The organism is Aeromonas sp. A04, from assembly GCF_047780465.1.
In the GTDB taxonomy this organism is placed as follows: Bacteria; Pseudomonadota; Gammaproteobacteria; order Enterobacterales; family Aeromonadaceae; genus Aeromonas; species Aeromonas bestiarum.
Map to the genome: position 1 here is coordinate 954,237 of NZ_JBLNHP010000001.1, position 25,119 is coordinate 979,355.

A 25,119-nucleotide genomic window follows, 5' to 3' on the forward strand; every position below is an offset into this window, starting at 1 on the left:
AACAGAACCATAACAAGCACGGACAACAGAAGGAACTCAAATGCGATCTCCCTTTCCCCTTACCCTGCTCGGCTGCCTCGTTCTGGCCGGCTGCCAGGAGAACAGCAGCGAGCCGGATCCCGCTCGCCACTATGACGTCACCCTCACCTACACGGAGCAGGGGGTGCCCCACATCAAGGCGAATGACTACGCCAGCCTCGGCTTCGGGGCAGGTTACGCCCATGCCGAGGAGAACCTCTGCACCCTGAGCGAACAGATCATGAAGCTGCGGGGGGAAAAATCCCGCTGGCTGGGGGCGGGAGAGCAGCGGCGCAACCTGCTCTCCGACGTGGGCTATCGCTCGCTGGATCTGCCCGCCCAGGCCGCCACTCTGTATGGCAAGCTGGCGCCGGATGCCCGCGATCTCATCGAGGGCTATGTGGCGGGCTTCAACCACTCACTCGCGGGACGAGCCAGCCCGGCGGACTATCCCTCCCCCTGCCGTGGGGCCGAGTGGGTCGAGCCCATCACCCCGACCCAGCTGCTGGCCTATCACCTGGATCTCGCCCAGCTCGCCAGCGGCCGCAGCTTCATCGGCGCCATGGCGAGCGCCCAGCCCCCCGGCAGCGGGACGCAGGCGCGCGCCTTGCCTGACCCGGAAGCCGAGTGGCTGCTCACCGCCGAGGGGATCGGCAGCAACGGCTGGGCACTGGGGGCGGATCGCAGCAGCAACGCCAACAGTTTGCTGCTCGGCAACCCCACTTCCCCTGGGATGGCGAGCTCAGGTTCTACGAACAGCACCTGCAGATCCCGGGCAAACTCAACGTGACCGGCGCCACCATGATGGGTTTTCCTGCCATCCTGATCGGCTTCAACGAACAGCTGGGCTGGACCCATACCGTCTCCCAGTCCAAGCGCTTCACCCTCTATCAGCTCACCCTGGATCCCGCCAATCCGCTGCGCTACCGCTACGGCGACCAGTGGCGGGAGATGAGCCAGAAAACCGTCACGCTGCAAGTGCGTCAGGCCGATGGCAGCCTGCAACCCTATGCCCAGACCGTCTATGCCAGCCACTTCGGCCCCGTGGTCAACCTCGCCTCCCTCTCGCCCACCCTGGGCTGGACCAGCAGCAGCGCCATCAGCTTCCGCGATGCCAACGCCGGCAACTACAAGATGCTGGAGCAGTGGCTGGCCATGGCCAGGGCCCAGAGTACCCCGGCCTTCTTCGACGCCCTGGCCGAGCATCAGGGGGTGCCCTGGGTCAATATCCTGCTGATCGACAAGGCGGGCCAGGCCAGCTATGTGGATGCCACCCAGGTGCCCCGCCTCGGCGCCAAGGCCGAAGCCTGGTGGCGAATGGCCTCCCAGACCCCGCAACTGGCCCCCGTCTGGCTGGATGGCGAGGGCAGCGTGCTGCTGCCGGGCAACGACCCCGATTTCGAGTGGGTCGACAGCGGCCAGACCCGGGCCCCCGGCCTTGTTCCCCTGAGCCAGGCCCCCCGCCAGACCCGCAGCGACTACGTCTACAACGCCAACAGCAGCCACTGGCTGACCAACCTGGCGGCGCCGCTGGAGGGTTACTCCATCCTCTACGGACCGGAGCAGACGGTGCGCAGCCCGCGCACTCGCTACAACGCCCAGCTCATCAGCACCCCAGAGGCCATGGGACTGACCGGGGCCGATCGCCGCTTCACCCTGCCGGCGCTGCAACGGGTGCTGACCCACAACGGCTCCCTGTTTGCCCGCGAACTGAGGGAACCCCTGCTGGCCCGTTGCCAGGCCCATCCCCTGATCCAGCTGACGAGCGGCCCGCTGGACCTGACCCCGAGTTGCAATGCGCTCGCCAACTGGGATGGCGAGTATCAGCTGGAGAGCCGGGGTGCCCACCTGATGCGCGAATGGCTGACGGCGTTTCGCACCAGCGGCCACAGAGACATCAAGGATACCCTGTTTGCCATCCCCTTCGATCCGGCCCGGGGTGCCACCACGCCGAGCGGACTGGCTCCCTGGGGCGGCGCGCCGGATCAGGATCCCGCCCTGCTGGCGCTGGCCCATGCCCAGCAGCGGTTGCAGGCCGCCGGTATCGCGCCGGATGCCGAACTTGGCGCGCTGCAGTTCGTACAAAAGGCGGCCGGGCTGACCCCCATAGCGCTGCCGGGAGGCAACTCGTTCGAGGGGCTGTTCAACATGGTGCAGACCAATCTGCCTTCGCGCAGCAGCTCGGATCTCGCCAACATAGTGACCGGCAAGAGCGTGGCGGACACCACGCTGCGCAGCCTGGATGACGACGGTGACGGGCAGCCCGAGCTGCGCTATCGCGCCAACTACGGCTCCAGCTTCGTGCTGGCCCTGCAGTTCGATGCCGCCGGACCCAAAGCGGAGCGCTTCCTGATCTACGGCCAGTCCCACGATCCCGAGAGCCCGCACTTCACCGATCAGACCGAGCAGTTTGCCCGCCAGCAGTGGCAGCCCATGCGCTTCACCGAGCAGGAGATAGAAGCCCATCAGGAGCGCAGCCTGCACCTCAAGGTGCTGCGTGCCACCAGCCCCTGAACCACGCCTCTCTCCAGCCATAAAAAAAGCGGGCCGACAGGCCCGCTTCGTCATTCAGGATCCGGCTCAGACGGGAGGATGGAAGGCGCTGGCCTCCCGGGTCGCCATCTCCTCGTAGGTGGCCCACTTCTGCCAGGCCACTTTTTGCGCCACCTGCATCAGCCGCTCGGCCTCCTCCGGGTGGCTCTGGGCCAGCACCCGGTAGCGGTTCTCCTCTGCCCTGTACTCGGCGAGCGGAATGGAGGGGCGCAGGCTGTCGAGGCTGAAGGGGTTCTGCCCCGCGTGGCGCAATACCGGGTTGTAGCGCAGCAGCGGCCAGTGGCCCGAGTCCACCGCCCGTTTCTGCTGGGTCAGCCCCAGCTCCATGTCGATGCCGTGGGCGATGCAGTGGCTGTAGGCGATGATGAGGGACGGGCCCGGATAGGCCTCCGCCTCCCGCAGGGCCTGCAGCGTCTGCTGCGGATTGGCGCCAAAGGCGATGCGGGCGACATAGACATTGCCATAGGAGATGGCCTGCAGCGCCACATCCTTCTTGGCCAGCGTCTTGCCTCCCGCCGCGAACTTGGCGACGGCCCCCAGCGGCGTCGATTTCGACATCTGGCCGCCGGTGTTGGAGTAGACCTCGGTATCCATCACCAGCACGTTCACATCCCGCCCGGAGGCGAGCACGTGATCGAGCCCGGCCGAGCCTATGTCATAGGCCCAGCCATCGCCGCCGACGATCCAGACCGAGCGACGCACCAGCTGATCGATGAGGGACAGCAGCTCGCGGGCTTGTCCCGAGTTCACCTCCTCCAGTCGTTCGCGCACCTGCGCCACCCTGCCCCGCTGGGCGCGGATCTGTGACTCCAGCCGCTGCGGGGCGCTGACAAGCGACTCGACCAGCTCATCCCCCAGCTCCCCCTTCATCGCCTTGAGGGCGGCCACCGCCTGACCATGATGCTGATCGGCGGTGAGGCGAAAACCAAAGCCGAACTCGGCGTTGTCCTCAAACAGGGAGTTGGACCATGCCGGTCCCTTGCCTTCGCCGTTCTTGGCCCAGGGGGTGGTCGGCAGGTTGCCGCCATAGATGGAGGAGCAGCCGGTGGCGTTGGCCACCAGCATGCGATCGCCAAACAGCTGGGTCAGCAGCTTCAGATAAGGGGTCTCGCCACAGCCCGCGCAGGCGCCGGAGAACTCGAACAGGGGTTCCAGGAACTGGGCACCGCGCACCGTGGAGAAATCCACCCGCTCGCGGGCAGGCCAGGGCAGCCCCTCGAACCAGCGCAGCGCCTGTTTCTGGCCGGCCAGATGGGGCGCCTTGTCCATCATGGTGATGGCGCGATCCCCTTCGTGGCGCCCTCCTTCAACACGCTCGCCTTGATGGCTTGCATCAGCCCCGACCCGCACCGGACAGGCCTGCACGCACTGGCCGCAGCCGGTGCAATCCTCCGGATAGAGCTGCAAGGTGTAGCGGCTGTCGGGGAAACCCCTGGCGGTGACGGGCACCGACTGGGCCGCCTCGGGGGCGGTGGCCAGCCAGTCCTGGTGATAAAACTTGGCCCGCAGCGCCGCATGGGGGCAGACGAAGACGCAGTTGCCGCACTGGATGCAGATATCCGAATGCCAAATCGGGATCTCGCGGGCGATATCCCGCTTCTCGAAGCGACTGGTGGCTGTGGGGTAAGTGCCATCCACCGGCAGCATGGAGACGGGGATGAGATCGCCGCGCCCCGCCAGCATCTCGCCGGTCACCCGCTGCACAAACTCGCTGCCGCCGGGGGCCAGTGGCAGCGGGTAGTCGCTGATCGGCTCATCACCGGCCGGGATCGCCACCTTGCAGAGGTGAGCCAGGGTATCGTCCACCGCCGCGAAGTTGCGCGCCACCACCTCTGGCCCCTTGCGGGCATAGCTCTTCTCTATGCTCTCCTTGATCAGCGCAATGGCCTCGTCCCGCGGCAAGACTCCGGCCAGCGCGAAGAAGCAGGTCTGCATTATGGTGTTGATACGATTGCCCATGCCATTTTGCTCGGCCACCCGATCCCCGTCGATGCAGTAGAGCTGGATGTTGAGGGCGCGGATGCGGGCCCGCAGCCGCTCGGGCAACCGGGCCCAGACTTGGCTTGCCTCACAGGGGGCGTTGAGCAGCAGTATGGCCCCCTCGGCGGCGTGCTCCAGCAAGTCCACCGATTCGACAAAGCTCCACTGGTGGCAGCCAATGAAGCTCGCCTGCTCGATAAGCCAGGGCGCATCTATGGGCTCGGGGCCAAAACGCAGGTGAGAGACGGTGCGCGAGCCCGACTTCTTGGAGTCGTAGACGAAGTAGCCCTGGGCGTGGAAGCCCTCCAGCTCGCCGATGATCTTGATGCTGTTCTTGTTGGCGCCGACCGTGCCGTCGGCGCCCAGGCCGAAGAAGAGCGCCCGCACCCGGCTGGCGGGCTCCAGATCACCGATGGGATGCCAGGCCAGACTCAGGCCCGAGACATCATCCACTATGCCCACGGTAAAGCGCGGGCGCGGCGCATCCGATGCCAGCTCCTCGAACACGGCGGCGCACATGGCGGGAGTGAACTCCTTGGAGGAGAGGCCATAGCGACCGCCACTGAGCCAGGGCAGCCGCTTGATAAGGCCGCGCTGCAAGCCGTCGATCAGCGCGCTCTGCACATCCAGCAGCAGCGGCTCGCCCCCGGCGCCCGGCTCCTTGGTGCGATCCAGCACAGCCAGCCGGCGCACGCTGGCAGGCAGTGCATCGAGCAGCGCCTGCACCGGGAAGGGGCGATAGAGGCGCACCACCAGCACCCCTGTCTTGCGATCCTGCCGGTTGAGCCAGTCGACCGTGGTACGGGCGGTGGCCGCCCCCGAGCCCATCAGCAAGATGACGTCGGTCGCGTCGCTGGCCCCGTGGTACTCCACCAGCCGGTAGTGGCGGCCGGTGAGGGATCCCAGCTTGTCCATGCACTGCTGCACCCGGGCAGGCACAGCCTCGTAGAAGGGGTTGACGCTCTCTCGGGACTGGAAATAGGTATCGGGGTTCTGGGCCGTGCCGCGCATCACGGGGTGATCCGGGTTGAGCGCCCGGGCGCGATGGGCCCGCACCCAGTCGTTGTCGATAAGCGCGCGGATCTCGTCCCTATGCAGGGCCGTGATCTTGTTCACCTCGTGGGAGGTACGAAAGCCGTCGAAGAAGTGGATGAAGGGCACCCGGCACTGCAGGGTGACGCTGTGGGCAACCAAGGCCAAGTCCTGCGCCTCCTGCACGGAGCCGGAGGCGAGCATGGCAAAGCCGGTGCTGCGCGCCGCCATCACGTCCTGATGGTCGCCAAAAATCGAGAGCCCCTGCGCCGCCAAGGATCGGGCCGCCACATGGAACACGGCAGCGGTCAATTCCCCGGCGATCTTGTACATGTTGGGCAGCATCAGCATCAGCCCCTGACTGGCGGTGAAGGTGGTGGCGAGCGCCCCCGCCTGCAGGGCGCCGTGCACAGTCCCGGCTGCCCCCCCTTCGCTCTGCATCTCCACGACTGTGGGGATGTTGCCCCAGAGGTTGGTCTGCCCCTCGTCCGCCCATGCGTCGGCCAGCTCCGCCATGGTCGAGGAGGGGGTGATGGGATAGATGGCGCACACTTCGCTCAGCTGGTACGCCACCCGGGCCGCGGCTTCGTTGCCGTCGACCATGATCAGTTCATGTTTCATTGGGACTCCTCCGGTTGGCGCAACTCGATGGCGTGGCAGGGACACTGGTCATGGCAAGCACCGCAGCCGGTGCAACGATCCGCATCCACCCGATAGCCGTGGCCCGGCCCCAGCTTCTCGATGGCCTGCTCGGGGCAGCTGCCATAACAGCCGTCGCACTCGAAGCAGTTGCCGCAGGAGTAGCAGCGCGCCGCCTCGTAGCGTGCCGCCGTCTCGTCCAGCCCACCTATGATTTCGCCAAAGTCGTCCCGCGCCCACGCCGGTTTGACCGGCTGACTGCTGGCGGGCGCATGGGTCTGGAACCAGAGCTGCAGCTGTTCAGGCCCCACCAGCGGGTAGGAGAGCGGTTTGTGGTAGTGGCGACCGCGCAGCCAGGCATCCATGTGGCGCGCCGCCTTCTTGCCATGGCCGGTGGCTATGGTGACTGTGCGCTCCGAGGGCACCATGTCGCCGCCGGCAAAGAGGCCCGGCACGTCTGTCATGAGATTGTCCGCCACCTGCACCACCCCCTCCTGGCTGACCCGCACGCCGGGAATGCTCTCCAGCACGCTCAAGTCCACCTCCTGACCCAGCGCCAGGATGAGGGAGTCCGCTTCGAGTGTTTCAAACTGGCCGGTGGGCACAGGCTTGCCCTGCTCATCCAGCGCCATTACCTCCACTTCAATGCTGGTGCTGTCGAGCTGGCGAATGCTGCGCAGCCAGTTGATCTTGATCCCCTCCTCCTCGGCCTCAAGGGCCTCGAAGGCGTGGGCCGGCATGTGATCCCGGTCGCGCCGGTAGATGATCATCGCCTCCTCCACCCCGAGGCGACGGGCGGTGCGGGCCGCATCCATGGCGGTGTTGCCGCCGCCATAGATAGCCACCCGTCGTCCCAGTTTGGGTGGCGGTAAGCCTTGCTCCTCGGCCAGGCTCGCCTGCTCGAGGAAGCTCACCGCATCGAGGATCTTGCCCGCCTCCCGGGCCGGAATGTCGACCCGCTTGGCCAGATGGGCGCCTATGGCCATAAAGACGGCATCAAAGCCCCCCTCGTCACGTGCTTTGAGCACGTCTTCCACCTTGTGATTGAGGGTGAGGGTCACCCCGGCGGCCAGGATGCGGGCCACCTCCCTGTCCAGCACGTCGCGGGGCAAGCGGTAAGCAGGAATGCCAAAGCGCAGCATGCCGCCGGCCAGCGGCCCCGCCTCGCGGATCTCCACCTGATGGCCGAGCCGGTTGAGGTGCCAGGCACAGGACAAACCGGACGGGCCGGCGCCGACGATCAGCACCTTCTTGCCACTGGCGGGCGCCGGTGGCGCAGGCTGCCAGCCTTTGGCCAGCGCCTCGTCGCCGAGGAAGCGTTCGATGGCGTGAATGGAGACGGCATCATCCACCTGGGCGCGATTGCAGGCGCTCTCGCAGGGGTGATAGCAGACCCGGCCATGGACAGCGGGCAGGGGATTTTCTTCGATCAGCGTCTGCCAGGCCGCTTCAAAGCGGCCCGCTTCGGCCAGGGCAAGCCAGGCCTGGATGTTCTCGCCGGCCGGGCAGGCGTGGTTGCAAGGTGGCAGGGCCGGCCGCCAAACGGGTAGCCGAGTACGGACCGGGCCTGTTCCCGTTTTCTGGGAGAGATCCGGCTGTGGGGTCATATCCAGTTGTTTGCTCATACATTGCTTTCTTCTTTTTGTGTGACAGGCCCCCTCCGATGGCACTTGATACCGTTTAGCCTGAGCGGACGGTGGCCGGAGAGGGAAGAAGCGAAAGCGTTAGAAACTGGAAGCTGTCTCGATAGTGGACTGATTTTTGTACTGAATGGCGGATCAGGATCAAAAAATGTTGCACTTTATGGGGTCTGGAGCGCGGAACGTGACCCCTGTAACATCTTGCCCAATTGCACACGGGATGGCGTTGACCGGCTTATCCGACCGAGGGCGGACACAGTACCGTCGGCGCCGGATTGCCAGGTAAGGACGGCACAGGGCGGCGACCATGCAAGGATTGCTGCACGAGGCGGGAACCGTTATCTTGCCTCCTCTTCATCTGCACAGGCCACTGCACAAGGACTCGGACATGCCAATACTCGACAGCATTCATCTCTACCCCATCAAATCGACGGCAGGCATGCCACTGACCCGTGCCCGGGTGACCGAAGAGGGCCTGCTGGGGGATCGCCGCTACATGGTGGTCAAGCCGGACGGCAGCTTCATCACGGCTCGCACCCATCCCCAGCTGCAACAGGTAGTGGCCACCCCCATGGCCGGCGGCCTGCAGTTGCGCTATCCGGGTCTTGAGCCACTCACACTGCGAGAGCAGGATTTTTCCCGCACGCCCAAGACCACAGGGGTCTGGGGCGACAGCTTCACCGCCCTGCAGACCCAGCCCCGGGCCGATCACTGGCTGAGCCAGGTGACGAGGGAGCCGGTGCAACTGCTCTGGCTTGGCGAAACATCAGACCGCTTTCGGGAGAAGACAGGCACCCGGGTCAGCTTTGCCGACGGTTATCCACTGCTGCTGATCAGCCAGAGTTCGCTCGATGATCTCAACCTGCGCTCCGATGCCCTGCACCAGATGAGCCAGTTTCGCACCAACCTGGTGGCGAGCGGCACCCGTCCGTTCGAGGAGGACAGCTGGGTGCGCATCCGCATCGGCGAGGTGGAGTTTCGGGTCGACAAGCCCTGCAGCCGCTGCATCATGACCACGGTGGAAGCGGGCACGGATCGCTTCAATGCCCTCAAGGAGCCGCTCGCCACCCTCACCCGCTATCGCCGGGGCGAGGATGGGGATGTCTATTTCGGCCAGAATCTGGTGGCCCTCAACGAGGGCTGGATTGAGGCGGGCAGCGAGATAGAGGTGCTGGAGACGACACGTCCCCGGGTCTACCCCAACGCGGCGCCCAGGAAGCGGGCGCTGGTGTGCGTGGCCCGCGAACCGCTGGCACGGGATCTGGAAACCTTCTGGTTCGAAGCGGCCGATGGCGAGCCGCTGCCCGACTACCTGCCGGGCCAGCACCTGCCCATCAGCCTCGACCTCAAGGGTGAGCGGCTGCAGCGGCGCTATACCCTGAGCTCAAGCCCGGATCTGCCGGATCGCTACAGCATCAGCGTCAAGCGCCTCGGTGAGGGGCGCATCTCTCCCTGGCTGCACCAGCAGCTGCGGGTGGGCGATACCCTGCTGGCATCCGACCCGGCTGGCGAGTTCCACCTCGGCACAGAGCGCTCGCTGTTGCTGCTCTCGGCCGGCTCAGGTGTCACCCCCATGCTCGCCATCGCCCGCACCTTAGCCCTGCGCGGGGAGCTTGGCGACGTTCACTTCATGCATCTGTGTCGCAGCGAGGCCGACATCCCGGCCGCCGCCGAGCTCTACGCCATGGCGCAGCAGGGGATGGCGCTCACCCTGATCCTGAGCCAGCCCGATGGTCACTGGCAGGGACTGAAAGGGCGCCTCTGCGATACCCATCTGGCCCAGATCAAGGGGCTGCACCAGCGGGAGGTGTTCCTGTGCGGTCCTCACGGCTTTATGGCCGATGCGGCGGCCAGACTGACCGCCCTTGGCGTGCCCGCCAGCCAGATCCGGCAGGAGAGCTTCGGCGGCGCCATCCTCTCGGTGGCGCGCCCCCACAAGGCGATACGGCTGCGCATAGGTGAACAGGCCTTTGCCGGCAACAATCAGGGAACCGTGCTGGATCAGGCCCACAAGCAGGGAGTGGAGCTGCCCTGGAGCTGCCGCGCCGGCATCTGCGGCAGTTGCAAGCAGACCCTGATCTCGGGCGAGGTAGATCACCCGGATGCCCCGGCCATCACGGCCGCCGAGCGCGCCGAGGGCAAGATCCTCACCTGCTGCGCCGTGCCGCTGACCGATCTGGTGATCGGGCCGCGATAATCCAAGGGACCGGGAGCATGGCGTCATCCATGCATCCCGGCCCTCCCCCTCAAGCCCCTCCCCCTTTTCTCGGCGCTGCCCGCCAAACTTGCCGAGCCCGGCTCCTATACTCACAGCAACAACAATAAAACCCCACAGAAGTACCGGCCTTCGCCGTGTGACAAAGGGGGTTGCTCTGGTGAGAATAAGGACGCTCAAACCATGGAACAGAACAGACCCACCTTTCAGTTCAACCTCCTGCTCTCCGTTGTCACCCTGATCCTGCTGTCGCTGGTATTTTTTGCCTACAGCTGGTCAGGGACGCGACTCGAACAGAGTTATCAGCAACGCTACCAATCCTATCTGCTGGCCGATGAACTGCGGCAATCCTCCGACGATCTGACCCGGCTCGGTCGCACCTATGTGATCACCAAGGATCCCGCCTACGAACAGCAGTACATGCGGATCCTGGCCATTCGCAACGGTGAACAGAACCGGCCACAGGGCTACAACCGCATCTACTGGGACTTCGTCGCCGCCAACGGCCAGAACCCGAGGCCCGACGGCAATCTTCGCCGCGGCCTCATCGATCTGATGAAGGACGCCGGCTTCACCGACGGGGAGCTGGCCAAGCTCAACGAGGCCAAAAACAACTCGGATGCCCTGGTCAACACAGAGGTGGCGGCCTTCAAGCTGGTGCAGCAGACGGACGGTGATCAGGCCGCCAACCAGCAAAAGGCCATCGCCATGATGCATGACAAGGCCTACCACCAGAACAAGGGACGCATCATGTCCCCCATAGATGACTTCTACGTCATGATGGAGAACCGTACCCAGCAGGCGGTGGACGATGCCACCAGCCAGTCCTCCATGCTGCGTTACCTCTTCATCGCCCTGGGTCTGGTGTTGATGTTCTTCCTGTGGCGCACCTACAAGGCCCTGCTCGATCTGGTCGGCACCTCGGTCAGCCAGCTCAGGAGCGATCTCGGCAGCCTGGCGCAGGGGGATTTCTCGCGCCAGATCCATGTGCCGAGCGGCGCCAAGGAGAGCCTGATCGGCCTGCTGGCCACCATGCAATCCACCCTCAAGGGGATCATTGCCCAAGTCTCCCACTCCACCGAGGAGCTGTCGGGATCGGCCGACAGCATAGCCCAGATAGCGGAGCAGACCGCCCAGTTTGCCACCTCCCAGCAGACCAGTACCCAGACCATGGCGGCGGCCATCGAAGAGCTGGTGGTGAGCATCAGCCACCTCTCCGACAACGCCACCCATGCCGACGAGTTGAGCAAGGTTTCCGCCAATACCCTGGAAGAGGGATCCGGCGTCATCAAGCAGACTCTGGACAGCATACAGAGCATCTCGGACACCGTATCCAACGCGGCCAGCAGCCTCTCCGAGCTCAACAGCCACACCCAGCAGATCTCGGACATCATAGAGGTGATCCGCGGCATCGCCGATCAGACCAACCTGCTGGCCCTCAACGCGGCCATCGAGGCGGCGCGGGCCGGTGAGCAGGGGCGCGGCTTCGCCGTGGTGGCCGACGAGGTGCGCAATCTCGCCAGCCGCTCCGCGGCCTCGACCCAGCAGATCACCGGCATGATCAGCAAGATCCAGAGCGGGGCGGATGCCTCCATCCGCAGCATGGAGAACACGGTCAACAACGTCTCCCGCGGGGTGAGCCTGGCCAACCAGACAGGCGAGGCCATCGCCAGCATCAAGAGCCATGCCTCCAACCTGACCGGCCTGATGGGGGAGATAAGCCACACCCTGCGCGAGCAGTCCACCGCCGCCAACGAGGTGGTCTCCACCGTCGGCAACATCACCTCCCTCTCAGAGCAGTCGGGAGACGCGGCCCGTCACGTCTCCCAGGAGGCGGCCAAGCTCAAGCAGCTGTCACGGCTGCTGCGCCAGGAGATGGGCCACTTCAAGCTGTGATCCTATGGCACAAAGCAAAACGGCTGCCCAAAGGCAGCCGTTTTTTATGCGGGTGTGTCACCCTGGCATCACACTCAGCCGCGCAGGGCGGCGATGCGCTGCTCGATGGGCGGGTGGCTCATGAACAGCTCGCTCACGGAGCGCTTGCCGTTGATGCCAAAGGCCATCATGGCACCTTCCATCTGCGGCTCGGCACCGCGGGAGAGGCGCTGCAGCGCGGCAATCATCTTGTCGCGGCCGGCCAGCTTGGCGGCACCGGCGTCGGCGCGGAACTCACGCTGACGGCTGAACCACATGACGATCATGGAGGCCAGCACACCGAACAGCATCTCCAGCACAAACACGGTGATCATGTAGGCAAAGCCACCCGAACTGCTGCTCTCTTCGCTGTTGTTGGAGCTGAAGAAGTTGCTGATAACGCCGGCCACGATACGGGCGAAGAACATCACGAAGGTGTTCACCACCCCCTGGATCAGGGTCAGGGTCACCATGTCGCCGTTGGCCACGTGGCTCACCTCGTGGGCCAGCACGGCTTCCGCCTCGTCCCGGCTCATGCTGTAGAGCAGGCCGGAGGAGACGGCGACCAGCGAATCGTCGCGGCGGGCACCGGTGGCGAACGCATTCATCTCGGGGGAGTCGTAGATCCCCACTTCCGGCATCTTGATGCCCGCTTCACGGGCCTGACGGGCCACGGTACTGACCAGCCAGTGCTCGGTCTCGTTGCGGGGTTGCTCGATGACCTGGACGCCATAGCTGCGCTTGGCCATCCACTTGGACATCAGCAAGGAGATAAAGGAACCCCCAAAACCGAACACGGCACAGAACACCAACAGACCGGAAATGCTGGACTTGTTGATCCCCAGAACCGAGAACAGGATATTGAGTACCACCCCCAGCACCAGCATGACGGCCAGGTTGGTCACCAGGAATAGCATAATTCGCTTCATATTGACTCCTTGTGAGATATGGATGCGTGGCCCCGCACAGCGTCACTGCCGGCCGGGACCACACCTGCCCACATAATAGATAGATTCGATGAATGTTCGCTGAATGTCGGCCTCAGAGCAGGGGCGAAATGTCGAGACGCCCGCGCAGATCGGCCTCGAGCGGATTGTTTACAAAGGGTATTTCACCCAAAAACGGGGCGGGCAGCAAGCCCCGCAAGGTGTCCAGGTTCTCCTGGTAGTGACTCATGGAGCCGTGCAGCCGATTGATGACCCAGCCCGCCACCGGCAGGTTGTCATTGCGAATGGCGGCGAAGGTGAGCAGCGCATGGTTGAGGCAACCCAGCTTGGCTCCCACCACCATGATCACCGGCATGTTCTCCTGCTTGACCCAGTCCGACAACAGGTGCTTGCGATCCAGCGGCAAAAACCAGCCCCCGGCCCCCTCCACGACGATGAGCTCGGCGCCCGCCTGCTCAATCTGGCGCAAGCCATCGGACAAGCCCGTCAGCGTGATGGCCTCACGGGCCTCGCTGGCGGCGATATGGGGCGCGATGGGCGGTTCAAAGGCAAACGGATTGACCAAATCGTAGGGCAGAGGCAGGCTCGCGGCCTCCTGCAACAGCACGGCGTCCAGGTTGCGCAGCCCATCCGGGGTGCGGGCACAACCGGCGGAGACCGGCTTGTAACCGGCGCACTGGATGCCGTGGGCGGCAAATTCCAGCAACAGGGTGCGGGCGACCAGCGTCTTGCCCACATCTGTGTCCGTGCCCGTGATAAAGAAGGATTTAACCATGATGACTCCTCAACGCAAATCAGGTGCCTATCCGCATGTGGGGACAGAGCACCTGCGTATCAACTCTGTCAGGCAAAGCGGCAGATCCACCGCCAGCTCAAACTCGGATCGGTTTATCGGCGGCTCGCTTGCCCCAGACAGACCTGGTAACTGGCGGTCAGCCTGCCGTCCGGCTGGCGGTGGGCTTCATAAGCCAGGCTCAGGCGCTGCAAGCGCTGCCGGCTGCTGAGGCCGGGCTGACGCTCGTCATTGATCTGGCTGGCCCCTATCCCCTTGAGATCGCGCAGCAGACCACTCAGTTCGGGATAGGCGAGCGACCAGGTCAGGCTCTCGAGGCGAGGGGCGCTGAAGCCCCCTGCGGCCATGGCATCCTGCAATTGTGGCAGGCTGAGGAAGCGATTGACATGGGGACTGTCGTCAACCGTGCGCCAGGCCTCACGCAATTGCCAGAGCGAATCCGAGAGCAGGGTCGAGAACAACAGCCGGCCGCCGGGTTTGAGCACCCGATGCAGTTCGGCAAAGGCCTGCGCCGGCCGCTCACACCACTGCAAGGCCAGGCTGGAGAAGACCCAGTCCAGACTCTGATCGGCAAAGGGCAACTGCTCCGCATCGCCGCACACCAGTTGAGCGCCGCTGCCGCGCAGGGCAGCCTGCGCCAGCATGCCGGGGGCGAGATCCAGCCCGTGCAGCCGGTGACAACGGCCCGCCAGGTGCGGCAGGAAGAAACCTGTGCCGCAGCCCAGATCCAGCCCGCTCACCGTCAGCGCAAGACCAACCTGCCTGTCCGGCATCCGCTCGAGCAGCGCCAGCCCCACCTCCTGCTGGAAGCGGGCGTGGGCGTCGTAGTGGCGGGCGGCCGCCCCGAAGCGGCGGGCGAGCTGGGCCTTGTCGACCGACTGGAAACGCTCATGCATGGCGAGCACCTCTCGGGTCTGCGGCATCCTGATCCCCGCTGGCCGACGGGGTGCAAGGGCCGAGGGCATAGAGCAGGCGATCCACATCCTGTTCACTGTGGGCCGCGCTCAGGGTGATGCGCAGCCGCGCCGTGCCCGCCGGCACAGTGGGCGGGCGAATGGCGGTGACCCAGAGCCCGACTGCGCGCAGTCGTTCGGCCAGTTGCAAGGCAGCCGCGCTCTCTCCCACCAGCAGCGGCTGTATGGGGGTGTCGCTCGCCCCAAGCTGCCAGCCAAGGGCGGCGGCACCCTGCCGAAAGCGGGCTATCAGCTGCTGCAAGCGGACTCGGGCGTCGTCGGCGCCGCGCACCAGTTCGATGCTTTTGCTCACGGCGCAAGCCTGGGCGGCGGGCATATGGGTGCTGTAGACGTAGTGACGGGCGAAGTTGACCAGATAGTCCACCAGCTCGCGGCTGCCGCCGACGAAGGCCCCGGCCACCCCGAGCGCCTTGCCAAAGGTGCCCATCTGGATGTGGACGCAAGCCGGGTCAACGCCCTGCGCCGCCAGGGTGCCGCGCCCTTGTGGCCCCAGTACGCCGAGGCCGTGGGCATCGTCGATCATCAGCCAGTTGCCGCTCCGGGCGGCCAATGCCGCAAGTTCAGCCCAAGGGGACTGATCCCCGTCCATGCTGAACACCCCTTCCGAGACGATCAAGCCCCGATTTGGTTCGAGTTGACGCCCGAGAGCGGCCATATCGTTGTGGCCGAAACGCTTCATCTTGCAGGGCAGCTGGCTGCCCATCTCCTGCAGGGAGGCGTGGTTGAGTTTGTCCTGCCACAGCAGATGATCCTTGCCGAGCAGGGCTTTGAGCACAGCCTGATTGGCGGAGAAACCGCAGTTGAACAGCAGCACAGCCTCCACCCCCAACCAGTCGGCAAGCGTCTCTTCCAACTGTTGGTGGGCGCGGCTGTAACCGGTCACCAGCGGCGAGGCGCCGGAGCCCGTTCCATAGCGGTCAATCCCCTCCTTGAAGGCGGACTTGATGGCGGTGTGATCCGCCAGCCCCAGATAGTCGTTGGCGGAGAAGTTGAGGTAGTCGCGCCCATCGACCACCAGCCTGGCTCCCGTGCGGCCATCTGTGGCGGTGCGGCGGCGCAGCAAGGTGGCCTGCTCGCGCCCGGCCAGCGCCTCACCCAACCCAAAGGGACCCGTTACCACAGGGCTCTTCATGGACGCGCTACGCCTGCACGGGGACGGGTGGCATCGTAAAACATCTCATCCGGCTCGCTCTGGCGGCTCACCTCGGCCAGCAGCTCCTCTTCTTGTACCTGATCCGGCTTCTGGGCACGCTGGGCGGGGCGAATGCCGAGCCGCTTGAACAGCTGCATGTCGCTGTTCTCGTCCGGATTGGGGGTGGTCAGCAGCTTGCAACCATAAAAAATCGAATTTGCCCCCGCCATAAAGCACATGGCCTGCATCTGCTCGTTCATCTTCTCCCGCCCGGCGGAGAGGCGCACGTGGGAGGCGGGCATCATGATGCGCGCCACGGCTATGGTGCGGATAAATTCGAACGAGTCGAGGTTCTCTTCGTTCTCCAGCGGCGTCCCCTTCACCTTGACCAGCATGTTGATGGGCACACTCTCCGGGTGGCGCGGCAGGTTGGCCAGCGCCATCAAGAGGCCCGCCCTATCCTTGGCCTGCTCGCCCATGCCGACGATGCCGCCGGAGCAGACCTTCATGCCGGCGCCGCGCACATGCTCCAGGGTATCCAGTCTGTCCTGATAGGTGCGGGTGGAGATGATCTCGCCGTAGAACTCCGGCGAGGTGTCGAGGTTGTGGTTGTAGTAGTCAAGGCCTGCTGCCCCCAGCCGCGCCGCCTGATCGGCGGTGAGCATCCCTAGGGTCATGCAGGTCTCCATGCCCAGCCCGCGCACCTCCTCGATCATCCGCAGGATATAGGGCATGTCCCGCTCCTTGGGGTTGCGCCAGGCGGCCCCCATGCAGAAGCGGGACGAACCGTTGGCCCTGGCCTCGCGGGCCCGTTCCAGTACCTTCTCCACCTCCATCAGCCGCTCTGTCTCGAGCCCGGTGTGATAGCGGGCGCTCTGGGGGCAATACTTGCAATCCTCCGGGCAGGCGCCTGTCTTGATGGAGAGCAGGGTGCTCACCTGCACCTCGTTGGGATCGAAATGGGCGCGGTGTACCGTCTGGGCCTGGAACAGCAGATCGTTGAATGGCAGGGCAAACAGGGCCTGAACCTCGGACAGGGTCCAGTCGTGGCGAAGGGCGTGGCCGCCCAGGGTGAGAGCATTCATACATGGCTTCCGATTGTTATAAGTGGGATCCTGCGCCGGCCATCCCGGATGAGCGAACACAGAAACCGCCGCTGTGCCTGCACCTTCTCAATGGGCAGAGCCAAGTGGCTGAAATTGTTGGCTAGTGTAGAGAGCGCGCGTAGACTGTCAACACCGACCAGATCAAATCAATTGACAACAGAACACATAATGACCAATCAAGAATTCGACCTGCATCACGTTTGGCACCCTTATACCTCCCTCACCCACCCCCTGCCCTGCTATGAAGTGGCCAGCGCCAAAGGGGTAAAAATCACCCTCAGCGATGGCCGCGAACTGGTGGATGGCATGAGCTCCTGGTGGGCCTGCGTCCACGGCTATCAGGTGCCGGAACTGGACGCGGCCGCCACCGCCCAGCTCGGCAAGATGTCCCACGTGATGTTCGGCGGCCTGACCCATGCCCCGGCCGTCGAGCTGTGTCGCAAGCTGGTGGAGATCACCCCGGCCGGCCTGGACAGAGTCTTCCTTGCCGATTCCGGCTCGGTGGCGGTGGAGGTGGCGCTCAAGATGGCCCAGCAGTACTGGCACGCCAGGGGCACCCCCAGAGCCAAGTTCCTCACCCTGCGCGGCGGTTATCACGGCGACACCTTCGGCGCCATGAGCGTCTGCGACCCGGATGGCGGCATGCACGAGCTCTATAAAGGCTTCCTGCCGGAACACCATTTCGCCCCGGCACCGAGCTGCCGCTTCCACGCCGAGTGGGACGAGCAGAGCGTGGTGGAGCTGGCGACGCTGGTAGCCGATCATCACGAAGAGATTGCCGCCATCGTGCTCGAGCCCATAGTGCAGGGGGCCGGCGGCATGCGCTTCTACCATCCCCGCTACCTGCAGTGGGTACGCGCCCTGTGCGACGAGTTCGGCCTGCTGCTCATCGCCGACGAGATCGCCACCGGCTTTGGTCGCACCGGCCAGCTGTTTGCCTGTGACTGGGCGGGGATCAGTCCCGACATCATGTGTCTGGGCAAGGCGCTCACCGGCGGCTATCTGACGCTCTCGGCGACCCTGACTACCGAGCAGGTTGCCCGCACCATCTGCGACGGCAAGGCCGGCGTCTTTATGCACGGTCCCACCTTTATGGGCAACCCATTGGCCTGCGCGGTGGCCAACGCCTCCATCGATCTGCTGCTCGCCTCCCCGTGGCAGGAACGGGTGCAGGCCATAGAGCACCAGCTGCGTACCGAGCTGGTGGAACTGACCCTCAACCCGGCAGTGGCCGATGTGCGGGTGCTCGGCGCCATCGGTGTGGTGGAGATGAAGGAGCGGGTGGACGTGGCGCGCATCCAGCGCAAGTTCGTCGAACTGGGGGCCTGGATCCGGCCGTTTGGCAAGCTTGTCTACCTGATGCCGCCCTTCGTCATCACCCCCGAGGAGCTGAGGGTATTGACCGGCGCCATCAATGAAGCCATCGCCAGCGGCGAATTCTGAGCCTGAATGAACAGGCCCTGCATGAGAATGCAGGGCCTTTTGACTCTTTTTCATCAGAATGTGAGCGAGGCACCAGACCCGGACCGCCGGGGCGAGTAGACTGCGCGGGTTTTACCCAACAGACGTACCTTTCCCATGCGCCTCTCCATTGCTGCCAAAATCAACTTCTTCCTGCTGTTCATCTTCTCCATGGTGCTGGTCTTCTCCGCAGCCTATCAGGCGGTGCGCGAGCGCGACCTCATCCTGACCCTGATCAAGGAGCAGAGTCGCGAGCAGACCGAGGCCTATTTCGATGGCCTCAACATGCTGATGCTGACCGGCAAGATGGATGCCCGCGACACCCTGCGCAGCAAGTTTCTCGATCACGCCCACGTGGAAGATGCCCGCATAGTGCGCGGCGAATCGGTGAGCAAGCAGTACGGGGTCGGCCACGAGAGCGAGCAGCCCAAAGACAGGTTCGATGAGCTGGCACTGGCGGGCAAAGGCAGCCTGGAGGTGGTGCACGACGGTATGCACAGCAAGCTGGTGGTGACCCGGCCGCTGCTGGCCAAGAAGGATTTTCGCGGCACCGACTGCACCAGCTGCCATCAGGTGGCGGAGAATACCGTGTTGGGGGCGGTGCGCTTTGACTACTCCCTCGATACCCTGTTCACCCGGGTCGAGCAGAACATACTCACCTCGGCGCTGAGCCTCACCGTCATCTTCGGGCTGGGCCTGCTGCTGACTCTCTGGGTCATCCGCACCTGGATAGTGCGCCCCCTCAACCAGCTGACCCGCTCCATGGAAGAGGCCACCGATCTGCACGACTTCGGTCATCGACTGGAAGGGGATGAAGGGGACGAGATAGGTCGGGTCGCGCTGGCCTACAACCAGATGCTCGACAGCGTGGAGCGCCAGCTGGGCAAGCGCCCCGCACCTCGCCCGGAGAGGGGCGAGAAAAAGCAAGATTAGCCCCTGTAGTAGAACAGCAGGCTGGCGATGAGGATCAGCAACAAAATGGCCAGATGCACCAGGCCGACATCCTCCCGACGACGGCAACGTTGCCGCTCGAACAGCAAGACCACCAGGGTCAGCACAGAGCAACCCCAAAGCCCGTGCACCAGCCAGGGAGTCAGCACGGGATCCCAGCTCTGGCGCACCTTGACCCCGCCATAGATCAGAAAACCGTAGGCCGTCTGTGGCCGCGCGAAGTGATAGAGGGAGAGCAAGGCGATGAAGCCGCCCCAGCAGAGGATCACCAAGCCCTGCAGCACCCGGGTCAGCCTGTCGGGTCCATGTCGCCGCTCTTTCATGCCCATCCCTCACCCAAGTGGCCCGGTCATGAAGTGATCCGGACACAAAACCCCTCCAGAGTCCGACATTTTTGCTTGTTTATCAAACCCGCGCGGGTAAGATTGACGGCTTAGTCTGCCATGATGGGCCTATCAATGCCCGGGCAAGACCCATAGCGCTGCAAGAACAAGCTGGAGACAATATTTCGATGACGCACGCATCCGTAGTAGATGTGCTGACCGGTAAATATGCGGTTGGCACCACCCAGACAGTCAAAGGGTGGATCCGGACTCGCCGTGATTCCAAGGCGGGGATCTCATTTTTGGCCATATCCGATGGCTCCTGTTTCCATCCGGTGCAGGCCGTCGTCCCCAATACCCTGGCCAATTATGAGAATGAAGTGCTGCGTCTGACCACAGCTTGCTCCGTGGAAGTCACCGGTGTGGTTGCCGCCTCCCAGGGCAACGGTCAGGCTTTCGAACTGCAAGCCACCGACGTCAAGGTCGTAGGCTGGGTCGAAGATCCGGACACCTACCCCATGGCCGCCAAGCGCCACAGCATAGAGTACCTGCGTGAACAGGCCCACCTGCGTCCGCGCACCAACATAGTCGGTGCCGTGACCCGGGTGCGCAACTGCCTGGCCCAGGCCATCCACCGCTTCTTCCATGAAGAGGGTTACCTGTGGATTGCGGCTCCGCTCATCACCGCCTCTGACACCGAAGGTGCCGGCGAGATGTTCCGCGTTTCCACCCTGGATCTGGAAAACCTGCCGCGCACCGATGCCGGCAAGGTCGATTACGACAAGGACTTCTTCGGCAAGGAGACCTTCCTGACCGTGTCCGGTCAGCTCAACGTCGAAACCTACGCCTGTGCCCTCTCCAAGGTCTACACCTTCGGGCCCACCTTCCGCGCCGAAAACTCCAACACCAGCCGCCATCTGGCCGAGTTCTGGATGGTTGAGCCGGAAATTGCCTTCGCCAACCTGGACGATAACGCCGCCCTGGCCGAAGCCATGCTCAAATACGTCTTCAACGCCGTGCTGAGTGAGCGCCGCGACGATCTGGAGTTCTTTGCCCAGCACGTCGACAAGGATGCCATCGGTCGTCTGGAACGCTTCGTCTCCTCCGACTTCGCCCAGATCGACTACACAGATGCCATCGAAGTGCTGAAAAACTGTGGCAAGACCTTCGAGTTCCCTGTCTCCTGGGGCATAGACTTGTCCTCCGAGCATGAGCGCTATCTGGCCGAGGAGCACTTCAAGTCTCCTGTGGTGGTGAAGAACTACCCGAAAGACATCAAGGCCTTCTACATGCGTCTCAACGATGACGGCAAAACCGTTGCCGCCATGGACGTACTGGCCCCCGGGATCGGCGAGATCATCGGCGGTGCCCAGCGTGAAGAGCGCCTCGAGGTACTCGATCAGCGCATGGCCGAGATGGGCCTGAACAAGGAAGATTACTGGTGGTATCGCGATCTGCGCCGCTTCGGCACAGTCCCGCACGCCGGTTTCGGCCTCGGTTTCGAGCGTCTGGTGGTCTACGTGACCGGCATGGGCAACGTGCGTGACGTGATCCCCTTCCCGCGTACCCCGCGTACCGCCGAGTTCTGATTACTACCACTTGCCGACAAAGCCGACCCCAGGGTCGGCTTTTTGTTATCCAGGCAGCGCCATTCCGCCCTGCAGATCACCACAATTAATCACCCACTCCACTCCCCCACAGCCCATCCGCCACTCCCCTCGCCCCCTGCAGTACATAGAGCCCCGTACGGTGCCGTTTATTGGCACAGCAAATAACAATGATGTTAATACGTGGTTTTTATGCAGTTAAATCAAAAAGCGATGAGTTATTGAAGTACCTCAAATTTTTACCCCTTTTAGGAGGGCACAATACCCACTAACCCTTTAGGGCTAAATAAAAAACAGACAATCCTGGTCCATGAACCCAACACAACACTGACATGGATTAAATCACGCGAGGTAATGGAATGATCTTGATGGAATTTTTTGTGGTGCTCGGCTGCTTGCTGCTGGGTACCCGGTTTGGGGGCATGGGACTGGGTCTCATCAGCGGCATAGGTCTGTTCCTGCTGACCTTCGTGTTCGGCCTGACCCCGGGTGAACCACCGGTGCAGGTGATGTTGACCATACTCGCCGTGATCGGCTGCGCCGCCACCCTGCAGACCGCAGGCGGCCTCAACCTGATGATGCAGATTGCCGAGCGCCTGCTGCGCCGTCACCCCCAATACATCACAATCCTGGCACCGCTCACTACCTGGACCCTCACCTTCCTGTGCGGCACCGGCCACGTGGTCTACACCATGTTCCCCATCATCGCCGACATAGCGCTGCAGAAGAACATCCGCCCGGAGCGCCCCATGGCAGTGGCGTCCGTTGCCTCCCAGATGGCAATCTGCGCCTCCCCGGTCTCCGTTGCCGTAGTCTCCATGGTCTCCATTCTGGCGGCCGGTCATGGCATAGGTCAGGCTTACGGCCTGCTCGACATCCTGATGATCGCCATCCCCTCCTCCCTGACCGGCGTGATCATGGCGGCCCTGTGGAGCCTGCGTCGCGGCAAGGATCTGGATCAGGACGAAGAGTTCCAGTCCAAGATCAAAGACCCGGAGCAGCGCACCTTCATCTATGGCGGTGGTGAAACCCTGCTCAACACCAAGTTCCCGAAAGAGGCCTACTGGTCGACCTGGATCTTCTTCGCCGCCATCGCCGCCGTGGTCTTGCTCGGTGCCAATGAAGGGCTGCGCCCCGTGTTCACCATCAAGGACAAGACGGGCCCCCTCTCCATGAACCTGGTGATCCAGATGATGATGCTGATCGCCGGCGCCATCATACTGATGCGCTGCAAGGTCAAGCCGGGCGAGATCTCCAACGGCCCCGTGTTCAAGGCCGGCATGGTCGCCATCTTCTCCGTGTTCGGGGTTGCATGGATGAGTGAGACCTTCTTCCAGGCTCACATGCCGCTGCTCAAAGAAACCCTGGCCCACGTGGTACAGGCCCAGCCCTGGACCTACGCCCTGGTGCTGTTCCTTATCTCCAAGCTGGTGAACAGCCAGGCCGCCGCCCTCACCGCCATCGCCCCCATGGGGCTGGCACTGGGGGTGGAGCCCAAGCTGCTGATCGCCTTCCTGCCGGCCAGCTACGGCTACTTCGTGCTGCCGACCTACCCGAGCGATCTGGCCTGTATCGGTTTCGACCGCTCCGGCACCACCCGCATCGGCAAGTTCATCATCAACCACAGCTTCATCATTCCGGGGCTGATCGGGGTCAGCAGCTCCTGCGCCCTGGGGTATGTGCTGACCACCATTCTGCTCTAATCACGGCGGCGTTTATCACGCTCTTGCCAGGCAGGCCCCCGCATGGGGGCCTGCTCTTTTCTCCCCGGTCAATTCCTGCCACGATTTCCTGCTGCGGCTTTACCTGCGCCCCCGCCACTGGGTAGCATGCTCCCTCGTTCACCATAGGAATCTTCCCCATGTCTCGCGTCATCCTGCTCTGGAGCGGTGGCAAAGATGCCATGCTGGCCCTCTGCCATGCCCGCGATGCGGGCCATCAGGTGGTGGCACTGGCCACCTTTGCACCGCTAGAGCCCCGATTTCTGGCTCACCCCTTGCCGCTGGTGCGCCGTCAGGCGGCGGCCCTCGGGCTGTCCCATCTGCTGGTCACCATAGAAGCGCCGTTCGAGCAGAGCTACGAAACCGCGCTGAGCCGCTTGCAGCAGGAGTGGGCGCTCGATGGGGTAGTGACCGGCGATATCGACAGCGTGGGCGGCGCACCAAACTGGATCCGCGAGCGCAGCCAGCCGCTCGGGCTCGCCGTCCACACCCCGCTCTGGCAGCAATCTCGCCAAACCTTGCTGGCGGATATGCTGGCGCGCGGCATAGTCGCTCACCTCTCCTGCGTCGATACCCGGGTGCTGGCTCCCGAGTGGGCCGGGCGCTCGCTCAATGCAGCCACCCTCGCCGATCTGCAGCAACTGGCCGAGCGCCAGGGGTTCGATGCCTGCGGCGAGCAGGGGGAGTACCACACCATGGTGACCGACGGCCCCGGCTTTGCCGCTCCGTTGCGCCTCGATGGCTGGCGGGTAACACGGCAGGATCATCTGGCCTATCTGGCAGAAGAGGGCGCGAGCCATCTAGTCAGTTAGGCATTAGTCAGTTAGGCGCTAGCCATCTAATCAGTTAGGGCTGCGCCAGACCATCCAATTTCCATAAAAAACGGGAGGCCTGAGCCTCCCGTTTGCACTGCTTTTATTCGATATGTCAGCGTGCCAGCCTGGTCAGCACCCGCTGCAACAGGCGGATGCGCGGCTCTATGCTGTCGAGCAGCAGGAATTCGCTCTCCGAGTGGAAGCCGCCACCCATGGGGCCGAAGCCGTCCAGCGACGGCACGCCCGCGGCGGCGGTGAAGTTGGCATCCGAGCCGCCACCTGCCTCCAGCCAGTTGAAGGGGATCCCCTCTTCCAGGCCTGCCGCGTCCACCAGCGCCATCAGCGCTTCGGTATCGCCACTCGGGCGCATCGCCGGCTTGAAGGCCTGGCGATCCACCTCGACCCGGCAGCCGGCGAGGAAGGGATTGTTGGCCATGAAGCCGAGCCGCTCATGCACAGCCGCCGCCTCTTCATTGCGCCAGAAGCGCAAGTCCACGATCGCCTCGGCAAAGTCCGGCACCACGTTGACGCCAGTGCCGCCCTGCACCACCCCGACGTTCATTGTGGTGCCCGTCTCAAGATTGACCTGATCGTTGATGGCCAGCACCCAGTGCGCCAGCTCTGTGATGGCCGAGATCCCCTCGCTCAGGGCCGAACCGGCGTGGGAGGCCTTGCCGTGGAAGAGGATGCGGTACTTGGCATTGCCCTTGCGGGCGCTGATGAGATCCCCGTTGGGGCGAGCCGCCTCGGCCACCAGCACGCAACCGCTCTGCTTGGCCTTCTCCACCAGCCAATCTTTGGACCAGGGGGAGCCCACCTCCTCATCGCAGTTGCAGCAGACCAGCACCTTGAGTTTGGCCAGTTGCGCCGGATCCATCTCTTTCAGGGCATACCAGATAGAGAGCAGGCCGCTCTTCATGTCCGACACGCCGGGGCCAAAGGCCTGATTGCCTTCGATGGAGAGCGGACGCTTGGCCGCCGTCCCCTCGGGGAAGACGGTATCCATGTGGCCGCACAGCATCACGTCGTAGTGATCGGCGCCCGGCGCATTGGTTGCCTCGAGGCAGGGGCCGCACTCAGGAGCGAACTGGTGGCGGGTCACCTGCCAGCCGATCGCCTGATACTTTTCGGTCATGATGTCGGCCACCCGAGCCACCCCGGCCGGGGTGCGGGTGCCGCAATCGAGATTGATGAGCGGGGCCAGATCGGCCAGATAGCTATCGAGGGAAAACGGGCTCTTTACATCTGTCATCATCTTCTCCATGCAAGCCTTGCCACTCGCGGCCAAGGCCTGTCAG

At 64.0% G+C, this 25,119-nt stretch carries 16 protein-coding genes and 1 pseudogene; 8 read left to right on the plus strand and 9 right to left on the minus strand.

Translation table 11 applies throughout. The features are described from left to right. The first annotated feature begins 40 nt into the window (after nucleotides 1-40). Nucleotides 41-2,532, plus strand: a pseudogene (locus tag ACM3N8_RS04255) (penicillin acylase family protein). A gap of 66 nt (nucleotides 2,533-2,598) precedes the next feature. Here the strand turns inward: ACM3N8_RS04255 and nifJ are convergent. Both nifJ and ACM3N8_RS04265 read right to left on the minus strand, forming a co-directional pair. After that, on the minus strand, nucleotides 2,599-6,204 hold the full coding sequence (nifJ, locus tag ACM3N8_RS04260; RefSeq protein WP_416015483.1) for a pyruvate:ferredoxin (flavodoxin) oxidoreductase: 3,606 nt from the start codon (nucleotides 6,202-6,204) through the stop codon (nucleotides 2,599-2,601). Further along, nucleotides 6,201-7,847: an NAD(P)-binding protein gene (locus ACM3N8_RS04265; protein WP_416015484.1), complete on the minus strand. Its 1,647-nt coding sequence runs from the start codon at nucleotides 7,845-7,847 to the stop codon at nucleotides 6,201-6,203. The genes nifJ and ACM3N8_RS04265 overlap by 4 nt, the downstream gene beginning before the upstream one ends. A 403-nt stretch (nucleotides 7,848-8,250) precedes the next feature. Here ACM3N8_RS04265 and ACM3N8_RS04270 point away from each other — a divergent pair, with 403 nt between their 5' ends. Then, entirely contained in the window at nucleotides 8,251-10,059 is a 1,809-nt protein-coding gene (locus tag ACM3N8_RS04270; RefSeq protein ID WP_416015485.1) for an MOSC N-terminal beta barrel domain-containing protein, read from the plus strand. A gap of 201 nt (nucleotides 10,060-10,260) precedes the next feature. Continuing rightward, a complete protein-coding gene (locus tag ACM3N8_RS04275) occupies nucleotides 10,261-11,973 on the plus strand; it encodes a methyl-accepting chemotaxis protein (RefSeq protein ID WP_043557636.1) in 1,713 nt (570 codons plus the stop codon). A 74-nt stretch (nucleotides 11,974-12,047) separates the two neighbouring features. Here ACM3N8_RS04275 and htpX read toward each other — a convergent pair whose 3' ends face one another. From htpX to bioB, 5 genes are all read right to left on the minus strand, one after another. Further along, nucleotides 12,048-12,920: a protease HtpX gene (gene htpX / locus ACM3N8_RS04280; RefSeq protein WP_042651327.1), complete on the minus strand. Its 873-nt coding sequence runs from the start codon at nucleotides 12,918-12,920 to the stop codon at nucleotides 12,048-12,050. A gap of 112 nt (nucleotides 12,921-13,032) precedes the next feature. Continuing rightward, on the minus strand, nucleotides 13,033-13,713 hold the full coding sequence (gene bioD / locus ACM3N8_RS04285) for a dethiobiotin synthase (RefSeq protein ID WP_043140934.1): 681 nt from the start codon (nucleotides 13,711-13,713) through the stop codon (nucleotides 13,033-13,035). 113 nt (nucleotides 13,714-13,826) lie between these two features. Further along, nucleotides 13,827-14,627, minus strand: coding sequence for a malonyl-ACP O-methyltransferase BioC (gene bioC / locus ACM3N8_RS04290; RefSeq protein ID WP_290017366.1), 801 nt, complete (start codon nucleotides 14,625-14,627; stop codon nucleotides 13,827-13,829). Beyond that, a complete protein-coding gene (bioF, locus tag ACM3N8_RS04295) occupies nucleotides 14,620-15,837 on the minus strand; it encodes an 8-amino-7-oxononanoate synthase (RefSeq protein WP_290017094.1) in 1,218 nt (405 codons plus the stop codon). Before bioF ends, bioC begins: the two co-directional genes overlap by 8 nt. Further along, nucleotides 15,834-16,922, minus strand: a complete 1,089-nt coding sequence (bioB, locus tag ACM3N8_RS04300) for a biotin synthase BioB (RefSeq protein ID WP_241278318.1) — start codon at nucleotides 16,920-16,922, stop codon at nucleotides 15,834-15,836. The genes bioF and bioB overlap by 4 nt, the downstream gene beginning before the upstream one ends. A 189-nt stretch (nucleotides 16,923-17,111) precedes the next feature. Here bioB and bioA point away from each other — a divergent pair, with 189 nt between their 5' ends. Next, the gene (gene bioA / locus ACM3N8_RS04305) at nucleotides 17,112-18,386 is read left to right on the plus strand and encodes an adenosylmethionine--8-amino-7-oxononanoate transaminase (protein WP_241278319.1); all 1,275 of its coding nucleotides are present in this window, start codon (nucleotides 17,112-17,114) and stop codon (nucleotides 18,384-18,386) included. Nucleotides 18,387-18,521: 135 nt separating this feature from the next. Continuing rightward, nucleotides 18,522-19,337, plus strand: coding sequence for a HAMP domain-containing protein (locus ACM3N8_RS04310; protein ID WP_416015486.1), 816 nt, complete (start codon nucleotides 18,522-18,524; stop codon nucleotides 19,335-19,337). On the opposite strand, the gene ACM3N8_RS04315 is transcribed toward ACM3N8_RS04310, so the two are convergent. Further along, nucleotides 19,334-19,678: a hypothetical protein gene (locus ACM3N8_RS04315; RefSeq protein WP_241278321.1), complete on the minus strand. Its 345-nt coding sequence runs from the start codon at nucleotides 19,676-19,678 to the stop codon at nucleotides 19,334-19,336. The two genes, ACM3N8_RS04310 and ACM3N8_RS04315, sit on opposite strands and share 4 nt — an antisense overlap. Before the next feature lie 188 nt (nucleotides 19,679-19,866). Between ACM3N8_RS04315 and asnS the strand changes: the two genes are divergently transcribed. The 3 genes from asnS to ACM3N8_RS04330 all read left to right on the plus strand — a co-directional run bounded on the left by asnS (nucleotide 19,867) and on the right by ACM3N8_RS04330 (nucleotide 23,818). Next, a complete protein-coding gene (asnS, locus tag ACM3N8_RS04320) occupies nucleotides 19,867-21,267 on the plus strand; it encodes an asparagine--tRNA ligase (protein ID WP_416015487.1) in 1,401 nt (466 codons plus the stop codon). A gap of 377 nt (nucleotides 21,268-21,644) precedes the next feature. Further along, nucleotides 21,645-22,988: an anaerobic C4-dicarboxylate transporter gene (locus ACM3N8_RS04325; RefSeq protein WP_416015488.1), complete on the plus strand. Its 1,344-nt coding sequence runs from the start codon at nucleotides 21,645-21,647 to the stop codon at nucleotides 22,986-22,988. Between the two features lie 158 nt (nucleotides 22,989-23,146). Further along, nucleotides 23,147-23,818 (plus strand): hypothetical protein, encoded by a 672-nt coding sequence (locus tag ACM3N8_RS04330; protein ID WP_416015489.1) that lies wholly within the window; start codon nucleotides 23,147-23,149, stop codon nucleotides 23,816-23,818. 115 nt (nucleotides 23,819-23,933) lie between these two features. On the opposite strand, the gene ACM3N8_RS04335 is transcribed toward ACM3N8_RS04330, so the two are convergent. Further along, nucleotides 23,934-25,073 (minus strand): M20 family metallopeptidase, encoded by a 1,140-nt coding sequence (locus ACM3N8_RS04335; RefSeq protein ID WP_416015490.1) that lies wholly within the window; start codon nucleotides 25,071-25,073, stop codon nucleotides 23,934-23,936. Between the last annotated feature and the right edge of the window lie 46 nt (nucleotides 25,074-25,119).